We start from the raw sequence: 26,992 nt of genomic DNA, 5'->3' as shown, positions 1-26,992 counted from the left end.
ATATTAACTTAATAATTATAAATATGAAAAATCTCACAACCAGCAAATTAATTAAGTTGGCACATTTTTGTCTTTGTGCATTCTTAGTTATCAATTTTTATTCGTGTAGTAGAACATCTGACGATTATACAACATCAAATTTAGAAACTGAAGCATTACTTGAAGGAGACTTAACTTTAGCGACAAGTTGTCAATATACAATTGTCCCAGAATTTAATAATGTTATTTTTCCATCAAGAAGCTACACATGGTCAGCTGAACCTTCTAATTTAGTTGATTTTACTGTTGACCCATTAACATTTGCAATAACTATTCAAACACTTGCGGAGGGAACTGTGACATTGAGCTTAAACTCAGATGATGGTCAAGTTTCTTCATCTACTCAAGTGGTTATTGACGATGAAAATGATGGAATTTTAAAAATCTTAGCTATTGGTAATAGTTTTTCTGAAGACGCGTTAGAATCGCATTTTTGGGGATTAGCTAATGCTCAAGGTAAGCAAGTAATTGTAGGGAACATGTATATTGGTGGTGCAAACTTAGATACTCATGCTACAAACGCATCATCTGATTCAAATAGTTATAGTTACAGAAAAATTGACCTAGATGGAACTCGTACAGTAACTTCTGGAGTTTCTATTTCTGAGGCTGTAGCTGACGAGAACTGGGACTATATTAGTTTTCAGCAAGCAAGTTATGAGTCAGGACTTTTTGAAACCTTCATAAACCCACTTCCAATTGTTTATAATGCTGTAAGAAGTCATAATAGTAACCCATGTACTAAGTATATCTTACATAAAACTTGGGCTTATGCACAAAATTCAACGCATTCTGGTTTTGCAAACTATAACAATGACCAAATGACGATGTTTAACGGAATTATAGATGCTTACATTTTAGCTGAAAATTTAATTCCTGTAGAAATGGTTGTACCTGCTGGAACTGCAATTCAAAATGCAAGAACAAGCTTTTTAGGAGACGGATTTACAAGCGATGGTTATCACTTAAACGATTTTGGTAAATATATTGCTTCTTGTACTTGGTATGAAACCCTGTTTGGAGAGTCGGTTATAGGGAATTCATATTCTCCAGATGGTATGTTGCCTTTGTATATAGAATTGGCTCAACAAGCAGCACACGAAGCAGTGTTGACGCCTAATGAAATTACTGAGTTAACTGATTATCAAGATCCAGGTGGAAATGGTATTTTAACTCAACCAGTATTCATTAACTTTTCTACTAGTGATAATCCTGATGGATGGAATGCTTATACAGGCTTTTTAGAAGGTGTTGCAATACCAAATATGATTTACACTAATGGACAGTTTACAGGTATTGAGGCTGCTACAACTTCTAGATTTAGAGGTGTTAATAATACTTCAGGAGCAGGATCTACAACTACTGATTTAAATATGGATGATTCAGTATCAAAATCTAATTTTTATTCTCATGCTTTAGCTTGGGGATCAAATGACCCAATTGAAGAGAGTATTATTGAGTTTTCAGGTTTTGAATCAAATGATACTTATGAATTTTGCTTCTTTGCTTCAAGAAATAATGTAAGCGATAATAGAGATACTAAATATACTCTTGTTGGAGCTAACGAGCAATCTGCAAACTTAGACGCTGCAAATAATGCAACAAATACAGTTTGTATATCGAATGTACAAGCTGATGCTAACGGTAAAATTATCTTAAAGGTTGCAGCTGGAGATTCTAATAATAACGGAAACCAGTTTTATTATATTAATGCTTTAAGAATATCTCCACAATAAACTCATAAGTTTATACAATGAAAAAAGCCTCTTTAAATGTTTACATCAAATACATTTAAAGAGGCTTTTTTACTAAACTATTTATGCATAGATTTAAACATATATAAAGATTTTTATTCATGATTATGAAACGTTTTTTTACCATTATAGCTATAATTATTTCATTTTCGGCTACATCTCAAGAGCTGAAAATTATGAGCTACAACATAAAGTTAGATTACCCGAAAGAAGGTAAAAATAGTTGGACTAACCGAAAGCCTTTTATGATGAATCAAATCAAGTTTTATGAACCAGATGTTTTAGGTGTACAAGAAGCAATGCCAAATCAAATGAAGGATTTAGATGCTTTATTGACCAATTATAGTTTTGTGGGTGTTGGTCGTGATGATGGTAAAGATGAAGGTGAATATTCAGCAATATTTTATAGGAAGGATGACTTAGAAGTTTTAGAATCTTCAACTTTTTGGTTGTCGCAAACACCAGATAGAGTAGGAATGGGTTGGGATGCAGTTTGTAATCGTGTATGTACCTATGCCTTGTTTCAACATAAAACTACCATGAAGAAATTTTGGGTGTTTAATACGCATTTTGATCATGTAGGTAAGGAAGCACGTTCAAAAAGCGCTGTTTTAATTTTAGATAAAATTAAAAGCTTAAATACAGAAAATCATCCTGTGTTTTTAACTGGCGATTTTAATATGGAACCTAATCACGAAAGTGTTGATTATATTACGCAAACTTTAAAAGATTCTAAAATAGTTGCAGAATTAGATTTTGGGCCTGAAGGTACATTTAATGGATTTCATTTTGACCAACCTGTAACGCGAAGAATCGATTATGTTTTCGTTTCATTTGACGTTAAAATAAACAAATATGCAGTGTTAAGTGATAATTGGAATATGCAATACCCTTCAGATCATTTACCAGTACTAATAGAAGCGAGTTTTTAGTTCTGAATAAGTTTTAAATCAAAGCTTACAAGGATTTCATTGGACAGTTTGTTCTTAACTATTTTGGGGATTTTTATGTTAAAATCTGAAGCTAAAACTTTAAAGTTTCCTTTTAAAGTAATTGTGCTTCCTTTTTTTTGAATTGATGCTGAAATATTTTCAATTTTTTTGGTTTCTCCATGAAAGCTTAATTCGCCTTCAATTTTAATTTGCGTTTCGGTTTCAATTTCTGAAAGAGAAAAATCTACTAAATTACCTTTAAATGTTGCCTTTGGGAATTTTGAGGATTCAGCATAATTTTCATTGAAATGCTCTTCCATTAATGCGTTTTGAAACCTAAACCCTTTTACTAAAGCTAAAGCTGCAAACTCACCATTTTCAGTGTTAAGTATTGCTGTTACTGAGTTATTGGTTGCCGCAACTTCTTCAAATGAAGGGACTGAAGCTTCAAAGTTTAGTATGCCTGTTTTAGTCAAAAATTTACCTTGAGAAAAACTTTGGAAGCTAATAAGCAGTATTATTAATAGTGTTTTTTTCATTATGTTTATTCTTCTAAAAGTCCATCGACTTCCCATTGTATAACAATGTCTATTATGTTTTGAGGTAATCTTGGGCCACCAAAAGGCATTAAAAATCCAGTATCTTCTGATGAAATTCTGCTAATTAAGCCTCTGTTTTCAACAGCATTTTTTACATCTTCATAAGTTAGTAAAGGCATTGGAGCACCATTAACAGGAGGGTTGTTATGACACGAAATACAGTTGTTGTCAATTAATGGTTTAACATCATTTACGTAGGTAATGTTCTCTATTATTGGGGTAGCATCAATTAAGTCTTCTTCGCTAGCGTCGGTACAGCTATTAGTGACTATAAAAAGACAACTTATAATGAGTGTTAATTTTTTCATTTTAAATTCTTAAAAAACTCTACTTAAATTAAATCCGAAATAAATATTACCATTACTCCAATCGCCTGTACTTTGTCCTAAAAACCCATTAGTGTTCATTGGTTGTGCATTGGTAAAATGCATTTGAAATACATGTCCTCCTGTTTCTAAATCGACACCTATTGAAAGCGGATTTTTAAAAGGAGAATTTGAAGCTCTGTTGAGATGCCAACCATAATCTACATTTAAAGACCACCTGCTTGCAAGTTTATAACGACCACCAAAACCTAAAGCAAATTGTGAATTGTCTTGCTCATCAAATTGTACAAAATTGTCATGGAAAAAAGTAGGAGCAATCTCTAATGAAAGATTATGGTTTATTTTCCTTGAAGCTAATAATTGTACTGTATAGCCTAAACGGTGTTTGAACTCTAACTTAGGTAAATTGTCTTTTTCTAAAGCGGTATTTACAAGAATAGAATTATAACCAACGATAGTAAAAGGAAATCCATTGTCGTGTTGTGATACTAAGCGATATTTAATTGCGCTTTCATAAATTTTTTGATAAGAACTACGAGAAACACTAATGTTAAATGCATCTGAAATTCCATAAATAAAATTCAATCTAGTGACAGCATCATCAAGACCAAAAAAGGTGTCAAAACCATTTTCTATACTTCCAAATCTGTGAGCAACTACAAAAGTGAATTCGTTTTTAGATACCAGTTTTGTGGACTCAAAATTTACAATTTTGAGTCCTTTAAAAACCGCTATAGTTTTTTGATTTTCTAAAGAGTCTGTATCGATTTCGTCTAGCAAACTATCTTGAGAAAATGCAAGGAATGGGAATAATACTATTAAAAGAGTTCTATAGAGCACTTTTTTAATTTTTAATGAAACGTTTACTCTCTTTATTGCTTTCAGAAGTAACTGTAATAATATACATACCACTATTTAATGAAGAGACATCAAATGTAGCTAGGTTTGTATTGCTTATGTTTTTTGAGTTTACTTGCTTACCTAAAAGGTTGTAAATCGCGACTTCTCCTGAAAAAGCACTTTGAGAAAAATTAAGGTTTAAAACAGTGTTTGTTGGATTTGGTGTTAGACTAAAACTTGAAATGTTTTCAAAATCCTCTAGTCCTAATAAAGTATCCCAAAAAGGAGCTCCATTTTGCCCACCATTTCCAGTATATTCAAATGGAGGCGCAACATTAACAAAAGTTCCTGCTGTCCAAATTCCTTTATTTACCGCAACGACTTCTCGTTGATGTCCAGCAGAACCCCATTGCATATAGTCTTGCATAGCAACGGATGATGCAAAACTAGCAGAATTGTATAAACCTAACTCTGCATCATTAGGATTACTGATTACTGTGGTTATTACGGTTACATCAGCACCAGCTGCTAAGTTTAATGAGCCTTGAGTAACTGTTAAAGAGCTTAATTGGTTGTAACTTGGGAAATTACATAATTGGTAATTACTAATGTCTACTGTAGTTCCTCCATAATTGTGCATAGTAACTTCTCCTGTTGATGGATTAACAACTGTTAACCTCACTTGAGCATTTGTATTAAAACAAAATGCGGTAAAGAACATTAGGGCAATAATTGTTTTGAGTGTGTAATTGTTTTTCATTTGAATTTATTTTTGGTTAATTAATAATTATACATTGGTCTAATTTGATTTCGTTTAGTAAATCGTCATAGCCTATAACACGTCCTTTTATTTTTATGTTTTTATCTCGTTCGATGTTGTCTAGAGGTGTATTGAATTGACAAAAAATACTGTTGTTTAATGTGATGCTGTTCTTGTCAGAATCAGTTACAGTTCCATCCACTTCAATAGTTTTGTTTAGGTATTTACTTTCAGATGCTTTGGGGTTTATAGAAAATTCGGCTGAAAAATTTGAAGCTTTAAATACAAATTCAGCTTCTTCATTTCCAATATCTCTATGGTCTTGATAGATGTAATTATATGCTATAAGAGCAATAATAATGAGGATTATTATGGCGATCCATTTTTTCATGTTGTCTCATTAGCTTAAAACCTAGACTTTACTTTTTTATAAACTGCTCCAACATTGTTGAAGCAGTTTAAACATCAATCTAAGAACTTAGTTGTGCTTTTAGGAAAAACAAATAATAGTGGAACTTTTCTTTTTCAATTAATCTTTTCCTTTGGCTAACACAATCACTAAGTGTATTTTTAATTACAAGTACTCTCGTATCTCAATCTATCTTCACCACCAACTCTAAGATCTACTTTGGTTTCCCCAGAATATTGTTGGATTTCATGTAAAACCCAATCGTTATTACAATATGGTAAACCTGTAATGTTTATTGTTACTGTTATATCGTTTTCACTACCGTTAGTTGACCATGTTCCGTTGTATGTAGTTCCTAAATAATAAGCATAAACAGTGCCTTCTTCATAAAACTGAAATGTATAACCATCATATAAATCGTCATAATCATTATCATTTCGTTCTAGTTTATCAACAATCCAACTATTGCAACTTGTAAGTATATTCACTAATTCAACAGGAGAACAATTGTCGCAATCGTCATCATTGTAATCATTGTCATCATCTTCATCGCAACTTTCAGCATAAGCGTTTATTGTTGTTTCGAGTTCAGTAAAATTGCTAATCGTAATCTCGGTGTTGTCCTGTAAAACAACAGTGATAGGAAACCCAATAGTAATTAAATCATCTTCATCTATTTCATCAATAAAATCAAACAACATGAAGTCATTTGTGAAAGTAACAGTGTTTATAATTTCATTGTTTGTATTAAAAAAAGAAGCTGTAATAGGGTATTGAAAATCTAAACATTCAATGTCATCGTCATATTGGTTTTCACCATTACAGTCATTTGCAAAGTTTTGTAGTTCACTTATGTTGTTTATTGTAGTTTGACTAAAGTCAGAAAAAATGATTGTAATAGGAAAAATGATTTCAAGAGAGTCAATATCATCGTCGCTATCATCAAAAATGATTTCTATAGCTTCATAATCATCAGTAGTGTTAATTACAAGTTCTTGCCCATTGGCAATAACCGTTACAGGAAGTTCAACATTAAAACAATTGGCGTTATCAATAATATTATCATTAGAGCCATCATTCATAGCAGTGCGTTGCATTAAATTGGCAACGACTGATCCGGCTACTAGAGTTTCTTCTTCTGGAGCTTGCTCAAATACTACTTCTTCTTTTCGGCATGATGTAGCTAAAATAGCTAAAGCTAGTAGTGGTAGAAAAAAGGTTTTTAATTGTAATTTCATTTTATAAGCAATGTTTATTATTAAACAACTCAGTTTTAAAAACTCCTGAACACTTTAAAAAATATTTATATACATTTAGGCAATTAAAGTGCTCAAATTGTCAAAAGATTTAAAAGAAAATATCTGCGAAGAAACTGTTTTTGAACGTGTTTATAATAAGTATTCAAAAGACTTAAACGACTTTTTATTTTATAAATATGGAGCTCAGTACAACCCTAGTGATAAAGCGCAAGATGCTTTTATGAAATTATGGGATAATTGTAAAAAAGTAACATTAAGTAAAGCAAAATCTTTTTTATTCACTGTTGCCAATAACATGATGTTGAATGAAATAAAGCATCAAAAAGTGGTGATGAAATTTGAAAAAGAAACACCTAAGAAATATACAAACGAAACTCCCGAATTTTTACTTGAGAAGGAACAGTATTTTGAGCGTTACCAAGCTGTACTGGAGAGTTTAACCGAAGAGCAACGAGTCGCTTTTTTGCTAAGTAAAGTTGAAGGTAAAAAACATGCTGAAATAGCTGAAATGTTAGACGTTACCAAGAAAGTTGTTGAGTATAGAATTTATTCAGCATTTGACAAATTGAAAGAAGGATTGGATGATTTTAAAATTAAATAATCAGGATTAATTAGGGTTAAGTTGTTATATATAAAATGATGGTTAATGGATAAAGACTACCTATTGCATAAATGGTTAAGAAATGAACTGACGCATGAAGAGCGTGAAGCTTTTTCAAAATTAGAAGATGCTGATTTTTATAACGAAATAATAACTTCTGCAAAAGCTTTTAAAGCATCAAAATTTTCAAAAGTAGATTCTTTTGAAGTGTTTAAAACCAAAGCCTTAGAAGCTCAAAATAAAAAACCTGTTTACATGCTTAATACTAGAAAATACTTGATGCGAATAGCTAGTGTATTAGTCATTGCTTTCGGTATTTATTTTCTATTTGTTTTTAATCCAAATACTCAAATAGAAACATTAGCTAGTGAAAAGACTACCATTGAATTGCCTGATGCTTCTTTGGTTAGTTTAAATGCGTATTCGACTATCTCATTCAATAAAAAAGATTGGAAGGAGAACAGGTTGGTTGAATTGGATGGTGAAGCTTATTTTAAAGTTTCAAAAGGAGGTCAGTTTGATGTAAAAACCCAAGAAGGACTAGTAACTGTTGTTGGAACAGAGTTTAATGTTAAACAACGTAGTAACTACTTTGAAGTGGTTTGTTTTGAAGGTAAAGTTAAGGTTGTGTCAGATACCATATCAAGACTTTTACAAGCAGGAGATAGTTATAGAATCCTTAATAATATGTTTACTGAAACGACTACTACTTCAATAAAACCAAAATGGACAGAAAATATTAGTGAGTTTGTTTCAGTGCCTTTTAAAGAAGTTTTGGCAGAGTTAGAGAGACAGTATAATATTGAGGTTACGTTTAAAGATGTAAATGTTAATCGTATATTTACAGGAGGCTTTATGCATAATGATTTAGAAAGTGCATTATTATCCATTACTCAACCTATGGATATGACCTTTGAACTGAGCTCTGATAACCTTGTTGTAATTCATGCAAAGAAGAATTAAAAAAGGGTTTTTACTATTTTGGTTTCTATTTTTTACTGTTCTTACCATAAATGCTCAAGATAGTAAAGAACAACAATCCCTTGCTCAAATAATTCAAAATTTACAACAGAGTTATAACGTACAATTCAATTATGCTCAAGATTTAGTGGATAATATTTTTATTGCTCCGCCACCTCAAAATGTATCTTTGCAAGATGCATTACAATACCTTGAGAATAATACCCAATTAATCTTTTCACTCACAAATAACCAGTTTGTTTTAGTAACTGCAAAACAATCTATTATCATTTGTGGATATTTAAAAAACAAAGAAGGGCAACCTTTAGGTAATGCAACAATACAGAGCGAATCTGTTTTAATTGTTAGTGATGATAATGGTTTTTTTGAGTTGGAGCTGCCTTTAAAAGCAAAAACTATAACTGTTAGGTATCTAGGTTGTAAAACACTACAAAAGCCAATTAAAGAGCTTCTTTCTAGGACTTGTGAAACTGTTGAGTTAATCCCAAATTTTGAATCACTTTCAGAAGTAATTATTTCAAACTTTATTACTCATGGTATTAAAAAACTTAATAACGGAACATATCAAATAAACTTTAACGAGTTTGATATTTTACCAGGTGTTATAGATACTGATGTTTTGCAGTCAGTACAAGCGTTTCCTGGTATTCAGAGTATTAATGAAACAGTGTCAAATATAAGTATTAGAGGTGGAGCACATGACCAAAATTTGTTGCTTTGGGATAATATAAAAATGTACCAATCTGGTCACTTTTTCGGGCTTATTTCTATGTATAACCCTCAAATTACACAAAGCGTTAGTTTGGTTAAAAATGGAACTGATGTGGTTTTAACAGATGGAGTTTCGGGTACAATTGATATGAAAACCGAAAGAGAACTGAATACAAAGTTTAAAGGAAGCTTAGGAGCTAATCTTACTGATGTTAATGGATTTGCCGATGTGCCAATAGGAAAAAAATCGTCTTTTCAATTTGCTGCCAGAAAATCAATTAGCGATTTTATAAAAACACCAACTTACAATGAGTTTTTTGATCGTATTTCGCAAAATACTGAGGTGGAAACAAATATGGGAGATATTATTAATTCTGATAAAGAGTTTGACTTTTATGACGCATCGCTTCGATGGATTTATAAAATAAGTGAAAAAGATGAACTAAGACTTAATTTTATAACAGTATCAAACAGGCTGCTGTTTAATGAAAATGCTATGGTAAATGGTGTTGAAGACTCAAGAGAAAGTAGCTTAACCCAAAATAGTATTGCTGGTGCAATACGATATGATAGAGAGTGGAATACTAAGTTTAAAACCGCTCTTGAGGTTTATGAAACAGATTACAAATTAAAAGCCGTAAATGTAAATATACTAGATTCGCAAAGATATTTACAAGAGAACGTGGTGTCTGAAACGAGCTTAAAGTTAATCTCAAATTACAAGCTAAACCCAAAAATGCAGTTATTGAGCGGATACCATTTTGTAGAAACTGAAGTAACTAATCTAGATGATGTTGATAATCCGCTATACAAACTATTGGTCTCAGAGGTTGTTAGAACTCACGGTGTGTTTTCGCAATTTGGTTATACTTCAACTAATAGAAATACGAATATAAATGCAGGAGTAAGGTTTAATTATATTGACAAGTTTAAAAAAACAATTTGGGAGCCAAGACTCAGTTTTAGTCAGCGTTTTCTTGAGGATTTTACGTTTGAAATTCTTGGAGAGTTTAAACACCAAAACACGTCTCAGGTAATAAATGTTCAGAACGATTTTTTTGGAATTGAAAAACGTAGATGGCAACTTTCTAATGATGACAATATTCCTGTAATTACAAGTAAACAAGTTTCTACAGGAGTAAGTTTTTCAAAAAAAGGATGGTTATTAAGTTTAGAAGGATATTATAAGAATGTTGATGGAATAACTTCACGCAGTCAAGGGTTTCAAAATCAATATGAACTTTCTAGGACTTCAGGAAGCTATGAGGTAAAAGGTCTTGATGTTTTACTTAGAAAAGGATTTGATAAAGTAAGTGCTTGGTTGAGTTACTCCTTTATGGATAACAATTATGAATTCAAATCTTTACAAGAAACAGTTTTTCCTAGTAATTATAATATTAGGCATGCAATTACTTTTGGCACAACGTACTCTTCAAATAGATTTAAGGTTTCAGCAGGCTTAAATTGGCATTCAGGTAAACCAACAACAAATCCTATGGTATTAAATCCAATAAGTGATGGTGAAATTAATTACGAAGCATCAAACAACAGTAACCTACAAGACTATTTAAGAGTAGATGTTTCTGCTATATATAATTTGAAGATTTCTGAAAAAGTAAATTCCCATTTAGGACTTTCAGTATGGAATGTTCTCAACAAAGAAAACCAAATCAATAAGTTTTACAGTTTGGAAAATAATTCGGTAACACAATCTATTCAACACTCGTTGGGTATAACTCCCAATGCAGTTTTTAGAGTGTACTTTTAATTAACCCAAAGCATTTTTTGTAACATAAGCTCTCCAAGCAATAATTGCTAATTGGAGTTTACTTGCTTTGGTAATGTCGAGTTTTCGCTTAGTGAAGCTTGGTAGTAAAGCTTTGTTAACTGTTGCCAAGGTTTTGAAGACTTGCTTTTTCATTTAGCAAAAATAGTAAAACTTATTCTAGAACTAAGTTTTATATTTTTGTTAGGGTTGTACTTAACTGAAAATAATATCAATTAAAATTTTAGCAATTGTCATCATAATTTCTTGGTTTTTGGTTGTTAAAAAATCTTTGTTTTTTTGATTGAGTTTTCAATATATATTTTTAGAAATCTATCCTCCAAGTGTTTTAATGAAAATCGATGAAATTAACTTCTAATTGATAAGTAAAAAAATCATATATGTTTCAATTTATATGTGACTTGTCTTAAATGAAGTTTTATATTGTAATTTTTAAATGGTTTTTTGTTTTAAATTGTAATAATTGTAGGGCTTTTTTGAAGGTGAAAAATAAAACCAAGGGGATTTTGGTTATAAAAAGGCTGTTTTTTTAGCTTTTCATCTTTTTGAGTTAGTAAAAATATAAATACGAACCAATAAAGATAGATGTAGTTTTTAGCTCATTTTATGTTAAAATTAATGATTTGGTAAACCCCAAAATGTATTCTAGTTAAATTGATGCGTACATTTGCAAAAACTCCCTAATATGAAAAAAAAATTACTAGCAGTCATTTTACTTTTTTTTGCATGTACAACATTATTTAGTCAAGTTGTGATTAATGAGTTGGACTGTGATACACCAGGAATAGATGACCAAGAGTTTGTTGAGTTAAAGTCTGATACACCAAACTTTTCTTTAAACGGTTATGTTTTGGTGTTTTTTAATGGTTCTTCTTCTGGAGGAGATTCTAGTTATATGACTATTGATTTAGATGGTGCAGTTACTGATGTTAATGGTTTATTGTTAATAGGTAGTAGTACTGTAACTCCTTTTCCTCAGTTCTTAATTTCACCTAATGTTATTCAAAATGGAGCTGATGCAGTTGCTATTTATTTAGGAGACGATACCGATTTTCCTGAAGGTACTCTAGCAACTCAAATCAATTTAATTGATGCGTTGGCTTATGATACTAATGATAGTGACGATACTAATTTAATGGCGCTTTTAGGTTTAACTGAACAGATTAGCGAAGGTGCTTCAAACAATACAAATTCTATTCAAAGAAATGATGATGGCTCGTATACAGCAACAACACCAACTCCAAGAGCTTTAAATGAAGGTGGAGGAGTTGTGTTTAATGCGATTAGTATTTCAACTGCGCTAACGCAGTATGGAGAAGGAGACACGTTTGATATCACTTTTACAGCGCAAGAAAACGTTACTGAAGATTTTCAGTTTAATTTTACTTTAAACAATGGAACTTTTGATACTTCAGATTTTACAGGAACCACAACTGTTACTATTCCAAATGGACAAAACGCTGTAACTACTACAATAACTATTGTTGACGATGCTATTGATGAAGGTGATGAAGAGCTATTAATTCGATTTTTAGGTCTAGAACCTCCTTATATCCCATTTAATAATTTTATAAAAATTAGAGTTATTGATAATGATTTTACTGTTGCTCCTTTTGGAACTCCAATAAACCCAACATATGGTGTTGTAGAAAGTACACAGCCTAGTGGATATTACAATAGTTTAGACGAGTTGTCTGATACAGCGTTAAGACAAGCGTTACAAGATATTATTGCTGAAGAAGGTGTGGTCAGAGCTCAAACGTATACTGATGTAATTGATATTTTAAAAGAGGCCGACCAAAACCCTGAAAACAGTAACCAGGTTTGGTTAGTGTATCTAGAACAAGGAAGAGCGAAATTAGATTTTCAAACCACTTCTAATAATGTAGGAACTTGGAATAGAGAACATACTTTTCCAAGGTCTAGAGGAGGGTTTGATAGTATTGAAGAAGATGAAGTTGGTGACGGAATTGATATATTTTGGAACACCACAGCAGATTCTCTTCGTCATGGAAACTCAGATGCTCATGCACTACGAGCAGTTGATGGACCAGAAAATAGTAGTAGAGGAAACCAATTTTATGGAGAGTACAATGGACCTTCAGGAACTTTAGGTGGCTTTAAAGGAGATGTTGCAAGAAGCGTATTTTACATGGCTGTTAGATATAATGGTTTAGAAATTGTAAATGGTTTTCCAGAAGGGTTGACAGGACAATTTGGGGACTTAGCTACGCTTTTAGATTGGCACAGAAATGATCCACCTGATGATTTTGAAATGAACAGAAACAATGTGGTGTATCAATGGCAATTTAATAGAAATCCATTTATAGATCAACCTGATTTAGTGGAATACATTTGGGGAAATATGGTAGGGCAAGTTTGGAATCAAGAACTTGGAATAGATGATGTCGATGTCACTCAAGTAAAGGTGTATCCTAACCCAACAAGCAGAGGTGTTCATATTTCAGGAATTAATAATCCTGCAAGTGTTGAGGTGTTTGCTGTTGATGGTCGTAAGGTTTATACTGAAAGTATTTCAGGAGGGAATTCGTATTTGAATATTAACGTTTCTCCTGGTATGTATTTGCTTAACATAGTCTCAGAGGAACTAACAATTGTTAAGAAAATTATAGTAGAATAACAAAAAAGCCCAAATTTAAGTTTGGGCTTTTTTGTTTGTATAAGGGTGTCTAGTTTTTCTTTGTAATGATAATGACAACACCATCTTTGGCTTTGTCTCCATATTTTTCTACAGCTTTTTCGCCTTTAAGAACTTCAACCTCTTTTATTGTTTTTGGATCAATGTCTTTCAATTCCTTTCTTGAAACTTCCTTTCCGTCTAAAATAAATAAAGGATTGCCATTGCTATAAGCAAAAGTATTGTTACCGTTTTCAGAAGCTATAATTTCAACATCTTTACCATCTTCATCAGTTAATACAATAGTTTTTACATCTTTTGTTACCCAAACATTGTCCTTATCTTTTTTAACAACAAAAACATTCTCTTCGTTATCTGTGTCTTCGTTTAATTCTATAACTTGAACATTGTCATCATCGGTTTTAATTTCAATAACAGTATTGCTTTTTCCGTTGGTGGTTGTTTTAACGTTTTGTTTTACAATAACTTTTTTGTCAGCATGTACGTTATCATCATCTTTTGAAATGAAAACTACATTGTTACTATTGTTTTGGCTGAATTTTACTTTACCATCATCAGATACAAAATGGATGTTTTTTAAGCTGTTTTCTACATGGCCAATTGCAACACTTTTACCGTCTTCGTCAAGTGCAATTTTAATATCTGCTATTGGTTCGTCTCCTTTTACATGATAATTAGCATTTGAATTTTTGTATTCAATATCAATTTTAATGGCAGTTATTTCATTGCTTTTGTTGCGTTTTATGCCTTTAAATTTTACCGAAGCACCATTGCTTTCCAGCTTAGATTTTAAATTGTCAAAATCAGCATCAGTGAAATCTTTAGTAATTAAAAACATTTCAGTATCTGCTAAGATAGATGTTGTACTTTTAGTGGTTTTTGATTTTACAGCAGCTACTTTCTTGGTTGATGTCTCTTTAGCAGTCGCAGTTATTGCTTTTGTTTGTTTTTGTGTTGTAGCAACTTTAGGTTGTTCAATAGCGTCTAAACCTTCAACTGTAGCGTAATCAATTATTGGTGTTTCAATAGGAATTACTTTTTCGATATAAACAGTTTTAGTGTTGAAGCTCATTAAAAATAAAGCTAAAGCAGGAAGTATTAATATATATTTCCAAGCTCTTAATTTGTTCGATTTTGATTTGTGTAACATAACTATTCGTTTTTTGATTAATGAAGTATAAAAATTGTTGGCTAATGCCAATTGATTGCTGTTTGTGCTTGCTTTTATTAATAGCATTTGATAACTTTTTTCACATGATGAAACATGCTGAGCTTCTTGGTCTGCAATAAATTCTAGGTTTTGCTGTAGCGCGTTTTTGTACAACCACATAAAAGGGTTGAACCAAAAGAGTATAGTGGCAAGATGGGTAATTATTATGTCAATTGAATGAAATTGTTTTGAATGCACTTTTTCATGATTGATAATATGTTTAAGCTCTTCAGGATTAAAATGAGAAGGGTTGTAAACGATATAGTTGAAAAATGAAAAAGGAGCGATGCTTTTACTTGTTTTTATGTAATAATGATTTTCACTTTTTTCAAGGCTGTTCTTTTTTAATAAAGAGAATAAAGAGAATAATTCTATTCCAAACTTTAGTAACAATACTACAACTCCAATGCTGTAAGCTAATGGGAGTAGTTGCATGTAGTTAAAAGCTTGTTCGGTTTGTTGCGTTTCAATAATTTTTCCAACAGTAATAAAATTTTGAGTTACAGGAGTGTATTCAACATAAACAGGAATAACAATAAATGGAATAGCGATTGCTGTAAATAACCCTGTAATTAAAAACCAACGATTAGATGTAAAGAAGGTTTCGCGTTGTAAGAATAGCTTATAACACAAATAAAAAAGTACAATTATGGCTGATGATTTTAAAAGATATTCCATAACTAGCTCTTGTTTTCAATTAAAGCAATAATCTCTTTAAGTTCATCAACGCTTATCTTTTCTTCTTTAGCAAAAAACGATACAACATTCTTGTATGAGTTGTTGAAATAGTTTTCAATTGCTGTGTTCATAAAACGTTTCTTGTAGGCTTCCTTAGAAATAATAGGGTAGTATTGATGCGTTTTACCATAAGCATTATAACTTACATAACCTTTTTCTTCAAGGTTTCTAATTATGGTTGATAGTGTGTTATAATGAGGTTTGTCGTCTTTTATTTCAGCAAGTACATCTTTAACGAAAGCTTTTTCAAGTTTCCAGAGTACATGCATAATCTCTTCTTCCTTATTGGTTAACTTTTGCATAGTGGATTTTAATTTGATTGAATACTCAAACTTATAACTATTTTTCTAGTTATACAACTACAAATATAGTTTTTTAACGAAATTTTTAGTTTTTAGCACAGATTGAAACTAAATAGTATCTTCGCCAAAAAATAGTTTTTATGAGTGTAATTTGGGTTATTTTAGGGTTATTGCTTTTAGTGGTAGGAGGTGAGTTTTTAGTACGCTCATCGGTTGCACTTTCATTTAAATTAAAATTATCCAAGCTTGTAATAGGTATGACAGTTGTGTCTTTTGCAACTTCTGCACCTGAATTATTAGTGAGTTTGCAAGCTGCTTTAGATGGTTCTTCTGATATTTCTTTAGGAAATGTTATTGGTTCAAATATTGCCAATATTGGTTTGGTTTTGGGTATAACCGCAATTATTTCTCCGTTATTAGTAGATAAAGACTTTTACAGATTGAATTGGCCAATGATGATGCTAATGTCTGTGTTACTTTATGTTTTTCTGAAAAATGATGATTACTTAAGCTTGATGGAAGGTGTGCTTTTTATTGTTATGCTTACAATATTCCTTGTTGTGCTTATTAAAGATTCTAGAAGAAAAACTAAAGTTAATTTAGATGAGGTCGACGATTCGCTTAAAGAAACATCTAATTTTAAAATTATACTTTGGTTATTAATAGGAGCTGCTGCATTGTATTTTGGTAGTGAGTGGTTGGTAAAAGGCGCAAAAGATTTAGCTTCAGCGGTTGGAGTAAGTGAGTATGCTATTTCGGTTACTGTTATTGCAATTGGTACAAGTGTTCCTGAGTTAGCAGCATCAGTTATCGCAGCACTTAAAAAGGAAAAAGCAATTTCTTTAGGAAACCTAATAGGTTCAAATATTTTCAATATTGCATCGGTTTTAGGGCTTACAGCTATTATAAAGCCAATAGCAGTAAATCCAAATACTCCAGAAATTTTATCGACCAATATCTTTTGGATGATAGGTTTTGCGGCTGTATTAATTCCATTAGTGTTTTTGCCTAAACGTTACGAACTTGGACGTTTAAAAGGCTTTTTGTTGTTTGGTGCGTATTTGATATTTATCTATTACGCAGTGGTATAAAAAACAAAAGCTTACAAATTAATGTAAGCTTTTGTGATTGTTTTTATGAACAAAACAAGATAATGTCTAATTAAACATTTGCCGACTTAACTGTTTTTACAATTCTACCAGCAATTTTGTAAGGATCTCCATTGGAAGCAGGACGTCTGTCTTCTAACCAGCCTTTCCAGCCTTTTTCAACAGTAATAATAGGTATTCTAATTGAAGCTCCTCTATCTGAAACTCCATAACTAAAATCAGTTATAGCTGCAGTTTCGTGCTTTCCTGTTAAACGTTGGTCGTTAAATTCACCATAAACTTCAATGTGTTCTTTAACAACTGGTCTGAAAGCTTCACATATTTTTTCATAAGTTTCCTTGCTACCACAAGTTCTTAAAGTGGTATTAGAGAAATTGGCGTGCATACCAGATCCATTCCAATCCATATCTTTTCCTAATGGTTTTGGGTGGTATTCTATATAGTAACCATATTTTTCAGTTAATCTATCTAAAAGATAACGTGCAACCCATAATTCATCACCAGCTAATTTAGCACCTTTGGCAAATAACTGGAATTCCCATTGACCACAAGCAACTTCTTGATTGATACCTTCAAAGTTTAAACCAGCAGCAATACATAAATCAGCGTGCTCTTCAACAAGCTGTCTACCATGAGTGTTTTTTCCACCAACTGAACAATAATACAATCCTTGAGGCGCAGGATAACCTCCTACAGGGAAACCTAAAGGTAATTGTGTTTTAGTGTCCATAATGAAATATTCTTGCTCAAATCCAAACCAAAAGTCATTATCATCGTCATCAATTGTAGCTCTTCCGTTAGATTCGTGAGGAGTACCATCTGCATTTAAAACTTCAGTCATTACTAAGTATCCATTTTTTCTTTCAGGATCAGGAAAAATTGCAACAGGCTTTAATAAGCAGTCAGAAGATCCACCTTCTGCTTGTCGTGTTGAACTTCCGTCAAAAGACCAAATAGGACAGTCTTCTAGTTTACCGCTAAAGTCTTCTTCAATCTTTGTTTTACTTCTCATGTTTTGAGTAGGATAGTAACCATCCAGCCATATGTACTCAAGTTTAGATTTTGCCATTGTGTAAATAGTTTTTGTAATTAAGCTACAAATATAATTTTTTTGTTTTTAAGTGTCATTTTTGAGGGGTTAATTTATTAACAAGTGATATTTTTTTATTTACACCCTTAAATTTAAGGGGTGATTTTAATAAATAATCATTTTAAAGCGTCTTAATTGTTAAATTGTTAATAATCTAATGTTAATTCGCTTTTTTAAAATTCATCATAACTATAAGTTTGTACTTTATTAACAAACAAAAACATACGTTATGTCCACATTACGATTTCATGCGATAAAAGAATCATTAACAAGAAAACCTTTAGAGATTAAAGAAACAGAAAGACGTTCTGAAATCTTTGGAGCTAATGTTTTTAATGAGGTTTCAATGCGACAATACCTTACAAAAGAAGCTTACATGAGCGTTATGGATGCTATAAATAAAGGGACAAAAATAGATAGGGTTGTTGCTGACCATATTTCAACAGGAATGAAAGAGTGGGCAATTTCTAAAGGAGCAACGCATTATACACATTGGTTTCAGCCTTTAACAGGAACTACAGCTGAGAAACACGATGCCTTTTTTGAGCCATTAGGAGGAGGTCAAGCTATTGAAAAATTTGGAGGAGGTCAACTTGTACAGCAAGAACCAGATGCATCTAGTTTCCCAAATGGAGGAATAAGAAATACTTTTGAAGCAAGAGGTTACACCGCTTGGGATCCAACTTCGCCAGCATTTATTTATGGTACTACATTATGTATTCCAACAGTTTTTGTAGCATATACAGGTGAAGCTTTAGATTATAAAACACCATTGCTTAGAGCGCTTCAAGCAGTTGATAATGCAGCTGTAGATGTGTGTAAGTATTTTGATAAAAATGTGAAAAAAGTAAATGCGTCTTTAGGTTGGGAGCAGGAATACTTTTTAATAGATAGTGGTTTGGCAGCTTCTAGACCAGATATTGTTTTAACAGGAAGAACTTTATTAGGTCACTCTTCGGCCAAAGGACAGCAATTAGACGATCATTATTTTGGTACAATACCTAATAGAGCTATGGCGTATATGCGCGATTTAGAGCACGAGTGTATGTTGTTGGGAATTCCTGTAAAAACTAGACATAATGAGGTGGCGCCAAATCAGTTTGAGTTGGCACCAATATATGATGAAGCTAATCTTGCAGTAGACCATAATTCATTATTAATGGATGTAATGGGTAAGATTGCCGAACGTCATAATTTTAAGGTGTTGCTGCACGAGAAACCTTTTGCAGGAGTTAATGGATCAGGTAAACATAACAACTGGAGTTTAGGAACCGATACAGGGGTTAACTTATTAAGTCCAGGAAAAACACCAATGAGTAATCTTCAGTTTTTAACCTTTTTTATCAATACTATAAAAGCAGTTAATGATAATGAGGAGTTGTTAAGAGCAGCAATAGCTTCGGCAAGTAACGATCATAGGTTAGGAGCAAACGAAGCTCCACCAGCAATTATCTCGGTATTTATTGGTGAACAACTAACTAAAGTGCTTAGCGAACTAGAAAATGTAACCGATGGTAAACTGTCACCAGAAGAAAAAACAGACCTTAAACTTAATGTGGTTGGGAAAATTCCTGAGATTTTATTGGATAATACTGATAGAAATAGAACTTCATCTTTTGCTTTTACAGGTAATAAGTTTGAGTTTAGAGCTGTAGGTTCTAAAGCGAATTGTGCAAACCCAATGACCACGCTCAATGCTATTATGGCAAAACAGTTAATAGAGTTTAAAAAAGAAGTAGATGCGCTTATAGATAAGAAAAACCTTAAAAAAGACGAGGCTGTATTTAATATTCTTAGAGAGTATATTAAAAAATCCAAAAACATATTATTTGAAGGTAATGGCTACAGTGACGAATGGGAAAAAGAAGCTAAGAAAAGAGGTTTAAGTAATAATAAAACCACTCCTGAAGCATTAAAAGCTAAAGTAACCAAAAAGGCAATCGACCTTTTTGAGGAGTTGGGTATTATGAATAAAGTAGAGTCTGAAGCACGATATGAAATTGAAATGGAAGAATACATTATGCGTATTCAAATTGAAGGTCGTGTATTAGGAGATATAGCTCGAAATCATGTGGTTCCTACTGCTGTACGTTATCAAAATATCTTGATTGATAATGTAAAAGGGTTAAAAGAAATTTATGGAACAAACTATAAAAAATTAGCTCAAGAACAGTTGAATTTAATCGAAGAAATTTCTGGGCACATTGCATCTATAAATTCTAATGTTACAAAAATGACAGAAGAACGTAAAACCTCAAATAAAATTGAAGATATAGAAAAGAAAGCACATGCTTACTGTAATAAAGTTAAACCAATATTTGATGATATAAGATACCATTGTGATAAGTTAGAATTACTTGTTGATGATGAGCTTTGGCCACTTACAAAATACAGAGAGCTACTTTTTACTAAGTAGTAAATACTGTGTTTGTGGCTCTTTTCTGTAAAAAATGATAAGTAGGTATACGTACATGAAAATGAGTGGGATAGCATTTCAACGCTAAATTTTACTAATAATCGATTATTTGGTTAAACATAGTCAGGTCAGCTACTTAATTTAGTAAGTTTGTGACGCTATTAATCAATTATTTGTAAAATGAAGAAGTTACTATTAAGTGTGGCTGCTTTGATGTTTGCTACATTATTATTTTCTCAAGATGATTCTAATGTAGAGAATGACGAATTAACACATGACACAAGTGTTGTTAAGACAGAAATGAAAGTAACGAAAGAGTCATAATATTCTTTCGTAAATACTTAACTGTTTTATTAAATGGGTTTCACACTCATTTAATAGGAAAAAGACAGGTGATTTTAAAATCATCTGTCTTTTTTGTTTCAGAAATACCTAATAAGTTGATTCTTTGAATTTTATTTTGTTATATTGCGCTCCTTATTGCCTCATAATTAGAACTTTAAATCTCTTTTGTTATTAATTAAAGAACGTTTAATTAATACTAAATTGATGATAGCAAAATTCAAATGTATTAAGACGCTTGTCTTAATATTCCTAACTTTCTACGCGACTATATCTTTTGGTCAGGAAAGCGAAAGCCTTGATAACAGTAAAGCTTTTAAAAAGCTAAAATTTTATGACTACAGAAGTGATAATGTTATTGATATTGCAGGAGGAACTTCAGTAATGAATGGAGATTATTTTACCGATCCCTTATTTGAAGTGTTTTTTCATGTTGGTTATAAACGTTATATCTTTCCTTATTTAAATATCAATTTCGGGTACAACAAGTTCAATCTTGCATATAAAGATATTTTTAATGAAGGGTTTATGTCTTTCGATTTGAACTTAGAGTATACAATGCTACCTTATGAAAAATTCACACCTTATGTGTTTGTAGGAGCAGGTTATAATGCGGCTAATTATTTTGAACGTACAGATATGAAGGCACAAGCAGGACTTGGCGTAGAATATATAGTTATTGAAGGTTTGGGGTTAAAGCTTTACGCTGACTATAATTATGTTTTTACCGATGAACTTGACGGTTTTGAGTTTGGTGATGCTGATGATGTATACTGGAGAATTGGGTTCGGAATTAACTTTTATTTAGGTGGAACTAAGAAAAGAGAAAAGATTTTAGCCAAATTACCAACAGTTATTAACACCAATTCTATAATTGAGAAACAAAATTGGGGTAAAAAATAAATTACAATCCTTATTTTTGTGGCTCAAAACAAATCCATGAGTCAAAATATAAGTAAAAGATATGCGCAAAGAGGCGTTTCAGCTTCTAAAGAAGACGTGCATAACGCTATCAAGAATATTGATAAAGGCTTGTTTCCTAAAGCATTCTGTAAAATTGTACCAGACTATTTAACAAACGATGAAGGTCATTGCTTGATTATGCATGCAGATGGAGCTGGTACAAAATCGTCTTTAGCTTATATGTATTGGAAAGAAACAGGAGATGTTTCAGTATGGAAAGGTATCGCGCAAGATGCACTTATCATGAATATTGATGACCTTCTATGTGTTGGTGCTACTGATAATATTATGCTGTCTTCAACTATAGGGAGAAATAAAAACTTAATTCCAGGAGAAGTTATTTCGGCTATTATTAATGGAACTGAAGAGCTGATCTCTGAATTAAAAAACTTTGGAGTAACCATTCATTCTACAGGTGGAGAAACTGCTGATGTTGGTGATTTGGTAAGAACCATTATTGTAGATTCTACTGTTACTGCTCGAATGAAACGTGAAGATGTCATTGATAATGCTAATATTAAAGCAGGTGATGTTATTGTTGGTTTAGAGTCTTTTGGTCAAGCAACTTATGAAAAAGAGTACAATGGCGGAATGGGAAGTAATGGATTAACATCGGCTAGACATGATGTTTTTAATAATTATTTAGCAGAAAAATATCCTGAAAGTTTTGATGCCTCTGTGCCTAAAGACTTAGTGTATTCTGGTAATGTGAAGTTAACTGATGCTGTTGAAAATTCGCCAATTGATGCAGGTAAATTAGTACTGTCGCCAACACGTACTTACGCTCCAATTATTAAGAATATTTTGTCAAAATACAATAGTGATTCCATTCACGGAATGGTACATTGCTCTGGTGGAGCACAAACTAAAATCCTTCATTTTGTAGACAGCCTTCACATAATTAAGGATAATATGTTTGAAATTCCTCCGTTGTTTAAGTTAATTCAAGAGCAATCAAATACAGACTGGAAAGAAATGTACCAAGTGTTTAATTGTGGACATAGAATGGAGTTATATGTATCTCCTGAAGTTGCACAAGACATTATTACAATTTCAAAATCATTTAACGTAAACGCTCAAATTATTGGAAGAGTTGAAGCGTCTTCAACTAAAAAACTAACTATTGAGAGTGAATACGGAACCTTTAACTACTAAAATTTTCACATCCGCTTAAAACCCTATGATATAATGAAAAACCTTTTTTACCTTATCTTTTTATTAGTATTTCAATTTTCATACTCACAACCAGATTCATTGTTTTTCAAGAAGAAAATTAAAGAGATTGCTCCCAAATGGGAATTGGTAAATAGGGCAGGTTTAGATTTAAGTGAAGTGGCATTTGTAAACTGGAGTGCTGGTGGTAGTAACTCAATATCTGCGCTTGTAGGTGTAACTTCTAATTTAACTTATAGACATAAAAATTTTGTTTGGAAGAGTATTGGTTCTGTACGTTACGGAATTAATAAGCAAGAGAGTCAAAAAGTAAGAAAAACAGAAGATGTTATTGAGTTAGCGTCAAATTTAGGCTATAGAAAAGATACCCTAAATAACTGGTTTTATTCTGCAAGGTTTAACTTTAAAACACAAATTACCAATGGATATAACTATCCTGACAGAAATAATCCTATTTCTCAGTTTATGGCACCTGGTTATTTGTTTTTTGGTGTTGGAGCAGAGTATGGTAAAAATATGGAGAAGCTTAATTTGTATTTATCGCCATTAACCTTTAAATCAACATTTGTTCTGGATGAAGATTTAGCTAATGCTGGTTCTTTTGGTGTTACACCTGCTGAATTTGATGACGAAGGTAATGTACTTATTCCTGGTCAACGAGTACGAACCGAAATGGGAGTTTTAATAACTAATGCCTACGAAACGACATTGCTGGAAAATATATCAATAGTGAATTTAGTGAGTTTTTACACAGACTATCTCAATAGTTTTGGAAATGTAGATGTCGATTGGGAAGTTGTCTTCGATTTTAAAGTAAACAATTATGTGAGAGCAACTTTAGGGTCTCATCTAAAATACGATAATGATGTAAAAATCATTGAACCAACCGAAGTAGAAGACGAGTTTGTTGAAAAAGGAGCTAGAGTACAATGGAAACAACTTTTAGGCGTTGGCGTTGTTGTAGACTTTTAATCTAGACTTCCTGTGCTTACATAGTTGTAGGTCTCAAGTTCTTTGAGATCATTAATAGGCTTACTGCATCCGTTTTTTATTAGATATAGGTTGTCACTTGTGTTAATTACATTTTTATGCATGTGATCCGTTATGATGATTATCTTTTCGTGCTTTTCTTCAGAAATTAAGCCTATAATTTTTTGAATGTGTAAAGGCGATAAGTGCGAAAAAGGTTCGTCCAATAAAGCAATTTTGTTTTTTCCTTTTAGTATTAGGTAAGTTTCAATTACACGACGTTCTCCACCTGAAAGTTTATTGAACCTTTTGTCTTTGTAAGACGAAAACGATTCAAATTCTGCTACGAAATCATTCCAGTCTATCTTTAAAAGTTTGAAGACAGTTTTTAACTTGGCGCGATCTGGAGTAAAATTAAATTGAGGTAAAAAGCTTGCGAGTTTTGTTTTATATAAAGCAGATGTAATTGGCTTTCCATCAATTCGTATAAGTTTATATTTTGATTGTAACGAGCCAAAAATAATGTTTAACAAGCAACTTTTTCCAGAACCATTACTACCAAGTACACCTGTGACTTTTCCAGTTTCGGCTTTTAAGTAAATACCGTTTAAAATGCATTTGTCTTTAAAATAAAGCTCAACATTATCTACCTCTAACGTCATATAAACTCTTTAATGAGTATAATATAAACAATCATTATAGATATGTCTATTATAAAAAGGGACGAGAAAAGTTTAAAAGATGAGATACCTAAGTTTTTGTAGAAAATAAGCTTTCGTCTAGCATTAGTTTCGGTGACTAAATACCATAAAAACACAGTAAGGAAGAGTTTAGTAATTACAGCAGGAACAATGTGTGGGTTAAATATAGTAATGCCAATATTAACAAGAAAAGACCAAATAAAATAAGGTCTGTAAAAAGCAAGTATAGCTCCAAATTGCTGCATAATACTAAGAAAACGTATTTTTAATAAAAATATTTTGAAGCAGTATTCGTAGCTAATAGTGCATATTAAAATTTAAGGATTCATAAATCATTGTAAATTCAATTTAAAGAAATATTTTATGAAAAAATACTTGGATAAAAGAGTAAGTGTTGTATGTTTAAAGTTTCTTTTAAGTAAGAAAGGTTACAGTAATTTTTTCATACTATTTTTATAATGCTTAAAACAAATTTAGGAGTATTTATAACTACCATCATCTTAATTTTATTCAATTTTTTATCTATATATAAATTCGGATTAAAATATTTTGATGAAACTAATTGTGTTGTTGTGTTTCTTTTATTTGTAGTGTTTTTGTATAACAAATGCTACTTAAATTTTAAACTACTTCTGGCATTTGTATTGGCATTATTAGCCAATATTTCACTTATATATTATGAAAACATTGTGTTTTCTTTTTTAGTTAACATATTTAAACTTCTCTTTTATGTTGTGTTAATGTGGCATGTAATTCCGCTTCAGAGAAATGTCAAAATAACCCGTTTAGATTGGTTGTCTTATATATTTGTGTCTTTTTTAGGATTCGGTATAATTAAATTACTTATTGATTCTATTGAACAAAATCTAGAAGCAGGTCTAAGCTTATTGTTTTATATACATGGTTTATGTTTAATGATTGTTCTGATTATAGCTTTTAGGTATAATAGTACTGACTTTAAAGGTGCTAAGTATTTTGCATTTCTTTTAGCGTTGTTCCTTTTTTCAGACATATTTTCATCCTTTGGGTACTATCTTGGTTATGATAATTTGTCTTACTTTGAACGTTTTTTCTATACTATGGGACTTTGTTTTACTATAATATATTCAAAAAAATATATAGCAAAAAGCGTGAGTGAAAAGGGTAGAGTTATCTAGCAATGTATATCGAGCAGATTTAAACATTTTAAATTCATAAATTATCGTATTTTTGCGGCACAATTTTAAGAAGATAAATGTTAGATAAATTACAAATAGTAAAACAGCGTTTTGATGAGGTTAGTGACCTAATCATTCAACCTGATATTATTTCAGACCAAAAACGCTATGTTGCTCTCAATAAAGAATACAAAGATCTTAAAGTGCTTGTTGATAAGCGTGATGAGTACCAAGAGCTTGTAAATAATATAACTGAAGCTGAAGAAATCATTTCTGATGGAAGTGACCAAGAAATGGTTGAAATGGCTAAAATGCAGTATGATGAAGCTAAAGCAAGAATACCTGTTTTAGAAGACGAAATTAAATTCTTACTAATACCAAAAGATCCTGAAGATGCTAAAAATGCTGTGGTTGAATTACGTGCAGGAACTGGTGGAGATGAGGCTAGTATTTTTGCAGGAGATTTATTTAGAATGTATACTAAATACTGCGAAGGAAAAGGGTGGAATGTAAGTACTGTTGATTTTAGCGAAGGAACAAATGGTGGGTTTAAGGAAATCCAGTTTGAAGTGTCTGGTGAAGATGTTTACGGAACTTTAAAATTTGAAGCAGGTGTACATCGTGTGCAACGTGTACCGCAAACCGAAACACAAGGTAGAGTACACACAAGCGCTGCAACGGTTATGGTATTCCCAGAAGCCGAAGAATTTGATGTGGAAATAGACCCAAAAGATGTGCGTATTGATTATTTCTGTTCGTCAGGACCAGGAGGACAATCGGTAAACACTACCTATTCAGCTGTACGTTTAACGCATATCCCAACAGGTTTGGTGGCTCAGTGTCAAGACCAAAAGTCACAGCACAAAAACAAGGAAAAAGCCTTTAAAGTATTACGTTCGCGTTTGTATGACTTAGAGCTTGCGAAAAAGCAAGAAGAAGATGCAGCAAAACGTGGTAGTATGGTAACATCTGGAGATAGAAGTGCTAAAATTAGAACTTACAACTATCCACAAGGACGTGTTACTGACCACAGAATTGGTTTAACACTTTACGATTTACAGAACATCGTTAATGGAGATATCCAAAAAATAATAGACGAATTAATGCTGGCTGAAAACACTGAAAAGTTGAAAGCTAGTGACGAAACCATATAACAACAAGCCTCT

At 31.9% G+C, this 26,992-nt stretch carries 26 protein-coding genes; 14 read left to right on the top strand and 12 right to left on the bottom strand.

The window, feature by feature from the left end; all coding sequences use genetic code 11:
- The first annotated feature begins 23 nt into the window (after positions 1–23).
- On the top strand, positions 24–1,775 hold the full coding sequence (locus A8975_RS13390; protein ID WP_131507901.1) for a DUF4886 domain-containing protein: 1,752 nt from the start codon (positions 24–26) through the stop codon (positions 1,773–1,775).
- A gap of 125 nt (positions 1,776–1,900) precedes the next feature.
- Positions 1,901–2,725, top strand: a complete 825-nt coding sequence (locus A8975_RS13385) for an endonuclease/exonuclease/phosphatase family protein (protein ID WP_166667476.1) — start codon at positions 1,901–1,903, stop codon at positions 2,723–2,725.
- On the opposite strand, the gene A8975_RS13380 is transcribed toward A8975_RS13385, so the two are convergent.
- From A8975_RS13380 to A8975_RS13355, 6 genes are all read right to left on the bottom strand, one after another.
- Positions 2,722–3,264 carry a YceI family protein gene (locus tag A8975_RS13380; RefSeq protein ID WP_134201124.1) on the bottom strand — a complete coding sequence of 181 codons (543 nt, stop codon included), beginning with the start codon at positions 3,262–3,264 and terminating at the stop codon, positions 2,722–2,724. The two genes, A8975_RS13385 and A8975_RS13380, sit on opposite strands and share 4 nt — an antisense overlap.
- A gap of 5 nt (positions 3,265–3,269) precedes the next feature.
- Positions 3,270–3,632: a hypothetical protein gene (locus A8975_RS13375; RefSeq protein WP_134201122.1), complete on the bottom strand. Its 363-nt coding sequence runs from the start codon at positions 3,630–3,632 to the stop codon at positions 3,270–3,272.
- Between the two features lie 9 nt (positions 3,633–3,641).
- Positions 3,642–4,490 (bottom strand): DUF5777 family beta-barrel protein, encoded by an 849-nt coding sequence (locus A8975_RS13370; RefSeq protein ID WP_134201119.1) that lies wholly within the window; start codon positions 4,488–4,490, stop codon positions 3,642–3,644.
- A gap of 4 nt (positions 4,491–4,494) precedes the next feature.
- Complete coding sequence (locus A8975_RS13365) at positions 4,495–5,250, bottom strand: T9SS type A sorting domain-containing protein (RefSeq protein ID WP_134201117.1); 756 nt, start codon at positions 5,248–5,250, stop codon at positions 4,495–4,497.
- 16 nt (positions 5,251–5,266) lie between these two features.
- Positions 5,267–5,641 (bottom strand): OB-fold protein, encoded by a 375-nt coding sequence (locus A8975_RS13360; protein WP_134201115.1) that lies wholly within the window; start codon positions 5,639–5,641, stop codon positions 5,267–5,269.
- A 179-nt stretch (positions 5,642–5,820) separates the two neighbouring features.
- Positions 5,821–6,897: a hypothetical protein gene (locus A8975_RS13355; protein WP_134201113.1), complete on the bottom strand. Its 1,077-nt coding sequence runs from the start codon at positions 6,895–6,897 to the stop codon at positions 5,821–5,823.
- Between the two features lie 97 nt (positions 6,898–6,994).
- Here A8975_RS13355 and A8975_RS13350 point away from each other — a divergent pair, with 97 nt between their 5' ends.
- The 3 genes from A8975_RS13350 to A8975_RS13340 are packed head-to-tail and all read left to right on the top strand — an operon-like array spanning position 6,995 to position 10,979.
- Entirely contained in the window at positions 6,995–7,519 is a 525-nt protein-coding gene (locus tag A8975_RS13350; protein ID WP_134201111.1) for an RNA polymerase sigma factor, read from the top strand.
- 45 nt (positions 7,520–7,564) lie between these two features.
- Complete coding sequence (locus A8975_RS13345) at positions 7,565–8,482, top strand: FecR family protein (RefSeq protein ID WP_134201109.1); 918 nt, start codon at positions 7,565–7,567, stop codon at positions 8,480–8,482.
- Positions 8,466–10,979 (top strand): FecR domain-containing protein, encoded by a 2,514-nt coding sequence (locus tag A8975_RS13340; RefSeq protein WP_134201107.1) that lies wholly within the window; start codon positions 8,466–8,468, stop codon positions 10,977–10,979. The genes A8975_RS13345 and A8975_RS13340 overlap by 17 nt, the downstream gene beginning before the upstream one ends.
- Here A8975_RS13340 and A8975_RS13335 read toward each other — a convergent pair whose 3' ends face one another.
- On the bottom strand, positions 10,980–11,132 hold the full coding sequence (locus A8975_RS13335) for an SsrA-binding protein (protein WP_129761565.1): 153 nt from the start codon (positions 11,130–11,132) through the stop codon (positions 10,980–10,982).
- A gap of 550 nt (positions 11,133–11,682) precedes the next feature.
- Here A8975_RS13335 and A8975_RS13330 point away from each other — a divergent pair.
- On the top strand, positions 11,683–13,638 hold the full coding sequence (locus A8975_RS13330) for an endonuclease (RefSeq protein ID WP_134201105.1): 1,956 nt from the start codon (positions 11,683–11,685) through the stop codon (positions 13,636–13,638).
- Between the two features lie 49 nt (positions 13,639–13,687).
- Here the strand turns inward: A8975_RS13330 and A8975_RS13325 are convergent, their stop codons facing one another.
- Positions 13,688–15,544 carry a M56 family metallopeptidase gene (locus A8975_RS13325; protein ID WP_134201103.1) on the bottom strand — a complete coding sequence of 619 codons (1,857 nt, stop codon included), beginning with the start codon at positions 15,542–15,544 and terminating at the stop codon, positions 13,688–13,690.
- Positions 15,545–15,546: 2 nt separating this feature from the next.
- The gene (locus A8975_RS13320; RefSeq protein ID WP_129761568.1) at positions 15,547–15,906 is read right to left on the bottom strand and encodes a BlaI/MecI/CopY family transcriptional regulator; all 360 of its coding nucleotides are present in this window, start codon (positions 15,904–15,906) and stop codon (positions 15,547–15,549) included.
- Positions 15,907–16,046: 140 nt separating this feature from the next.
- Between A8975_RS13320 and A8975_RS13315 the strand changes: the two genes are divergently transcribed.
- Positions 16,047–16,997 (top strand): calcium/sodium antiporter, encoded by a 951-nt coding sequence (locus A8975_RS13315; protein WP_131507876.1) that lies wholly within the window; start codon positions 16,047–16,049, stop codon positions 16,995–16,997.
- Between the two features lie 70 nt (positions 16,998–17,067).
- Here the strand turns inward: A8975_RS13315 and A8975_RS13310 are convergent, their stop codons facing one another.
- Positions 17,068–18,084, bottom strand: coding sequence for a glutamine synthetase beta-grasp domain-containing protein (locus A8975_RS13310; protein ID WP_129761570.1), 1,017 nt, complete (start codon positions 18,082–18,084; stop codon positions 17,068–17,070).
- A 250-nt stretch (positions 18,085–18,334) separates the two neighbouring features.
- Between A8975_RS13310 and A8975_RS13305 the strand changes: the two genes are divergently transcribed.
- The 5 genes from A8975_RS13305 to A8975_RS13290 all read left to right on the top strand — a co-directional run bounded on the left by A8975_RS13305 (position 18,335) and on the right by A8975_RS13290 (position 23,971).
- Positions 18,335–20,521: a glutamine synthetase III gene (locus tag A8975_RS13305; protein ID WP_134201101.1), complete on the top strand. Its 2,187-nt coding sequence runs from the start codon at positions 18,335–18,337 to the stop codon at positions 20,519–20,521.
- A 180-nt stretch (positions 20,522–20,701) separates the two neighbouring features.
- A complete protein-coding gene (locus A8975_RS14590; RefSeq protein ID WP_165353718.1) occupies positions 20,702–20,845 on the top strand; it encodes a hypothetical protein in 144 nt (47 codons plus the stop codon).
- A 225-nt stretch (positions 20,846–21,070) separates the two neighbouring features.
- Positions 21,071–21,766, top strand: a complete 696-nt coding sequence (locus tag A8975_RS13300) for a Curli production assembly/transport component CsgG (RefSeq protein ID WP_243832989.1) — start codon at positions 21,071–21,073, stop codon at positions 21,764–21,766.
- A gap of 36 nt (positions 21,767–21,802) precedes the next feature.
- Complete coding sequence (locus A8975_RS13295; protein ID WP_134201099.1) at positions 21,803–22,981, top strand: AIR synthase related protein; 1,179 nt, start codon at positions 21,803–21,805, stop codon at positions 22,979–22,981.
- A gap of 33 nt (positions 22,982–23,014) precedes the next feature.
- Positions 23,015–23,971 carry a DUF3078 domain-containing protein gene (locus tag A8975_RS13290; RefSeq protein WP_129761573.1) on the top strand — a complete coding sequence of 319 codons (957 nt, stop codon included), beginning with the start codon at positions 23,015–23,017 and terminating at the stop codon, positions 23,969–23,971.
- On the opposite strand, the gene A8975_RS13285 is transcribed toward A8975_RS13290, so the two are convergent.
- Positions 23,968–24,630, bottom strand: a complete 663-nt coding sequence (locus A8975_RS13285; protein ID WP_134201097.1) for an ABC transporter ATP-binding protein — start codon at positions 24,628–24,630, stop codon at positions 23,968–23,970. The genes A8975_RS13290 and A8975_RS13285 overlap by 4 nt on opposite strands.
- Complete coding sequence (locus tag A8975_RS14680; RefSeq protein WP_131507866.1) at positions 24,627–24,914, bottom strand: hypothetical protein; 288 nt, start codon at positions 24,912–24,914, stop codon at positions 24,627–24,629. The genes A8975_RS13285 and A8975_RS14680 overlap by 4 nt, the downstream gene beginning before the upstream one ends.
- A 213-nt stretch (positions 24,915–25,127) precedes the next feature.
- Here A8975_RS14680 and A8975_RS13275 point away from each other — a divergent pair, with 213 nt between their 5' ends.
- Entirely contained in the window at positions 25,128–25,826 is a 699-nt protein-coding gene (locus A8975_RS13275; protein ID WP_134201095.1) for a hypothetical protein, read from the top strand.
- 77 nt (positions 25,827–25,903) lie between these two features.
- The gene (gene prfA / locus A8975_RS13270; protein WP_134201093.1) at positions 25,904–26,980 is read left to right on the top strand and encodes a peptide chain release factor 1; all 1,077 of its coding nucleotides are present in this window, start codon (positions 25,904–25,906) and stop codon (positions 26,978–26,980) included.
- The last annotated feature ends 12 nt before the right edge of the window (positions 26,981–26,992 follow it).

It is taken from the genome of Meridianimaribacter flavus, assembly GCF_004366715.1.
In the GTDB taxonomy this organism is placed as follows: Bacteria; Bacteroidota; Bacteroidia; order Flavobacteriales; family Flavobacteriaceae; genus Gaetbulibacter_B; species Gaetbulibacter_B jejuensis.
Note: the sequence above shows the minus strand (reverse complement) of the source record. Positions and strands in the feature narration are given on the sequence as shown.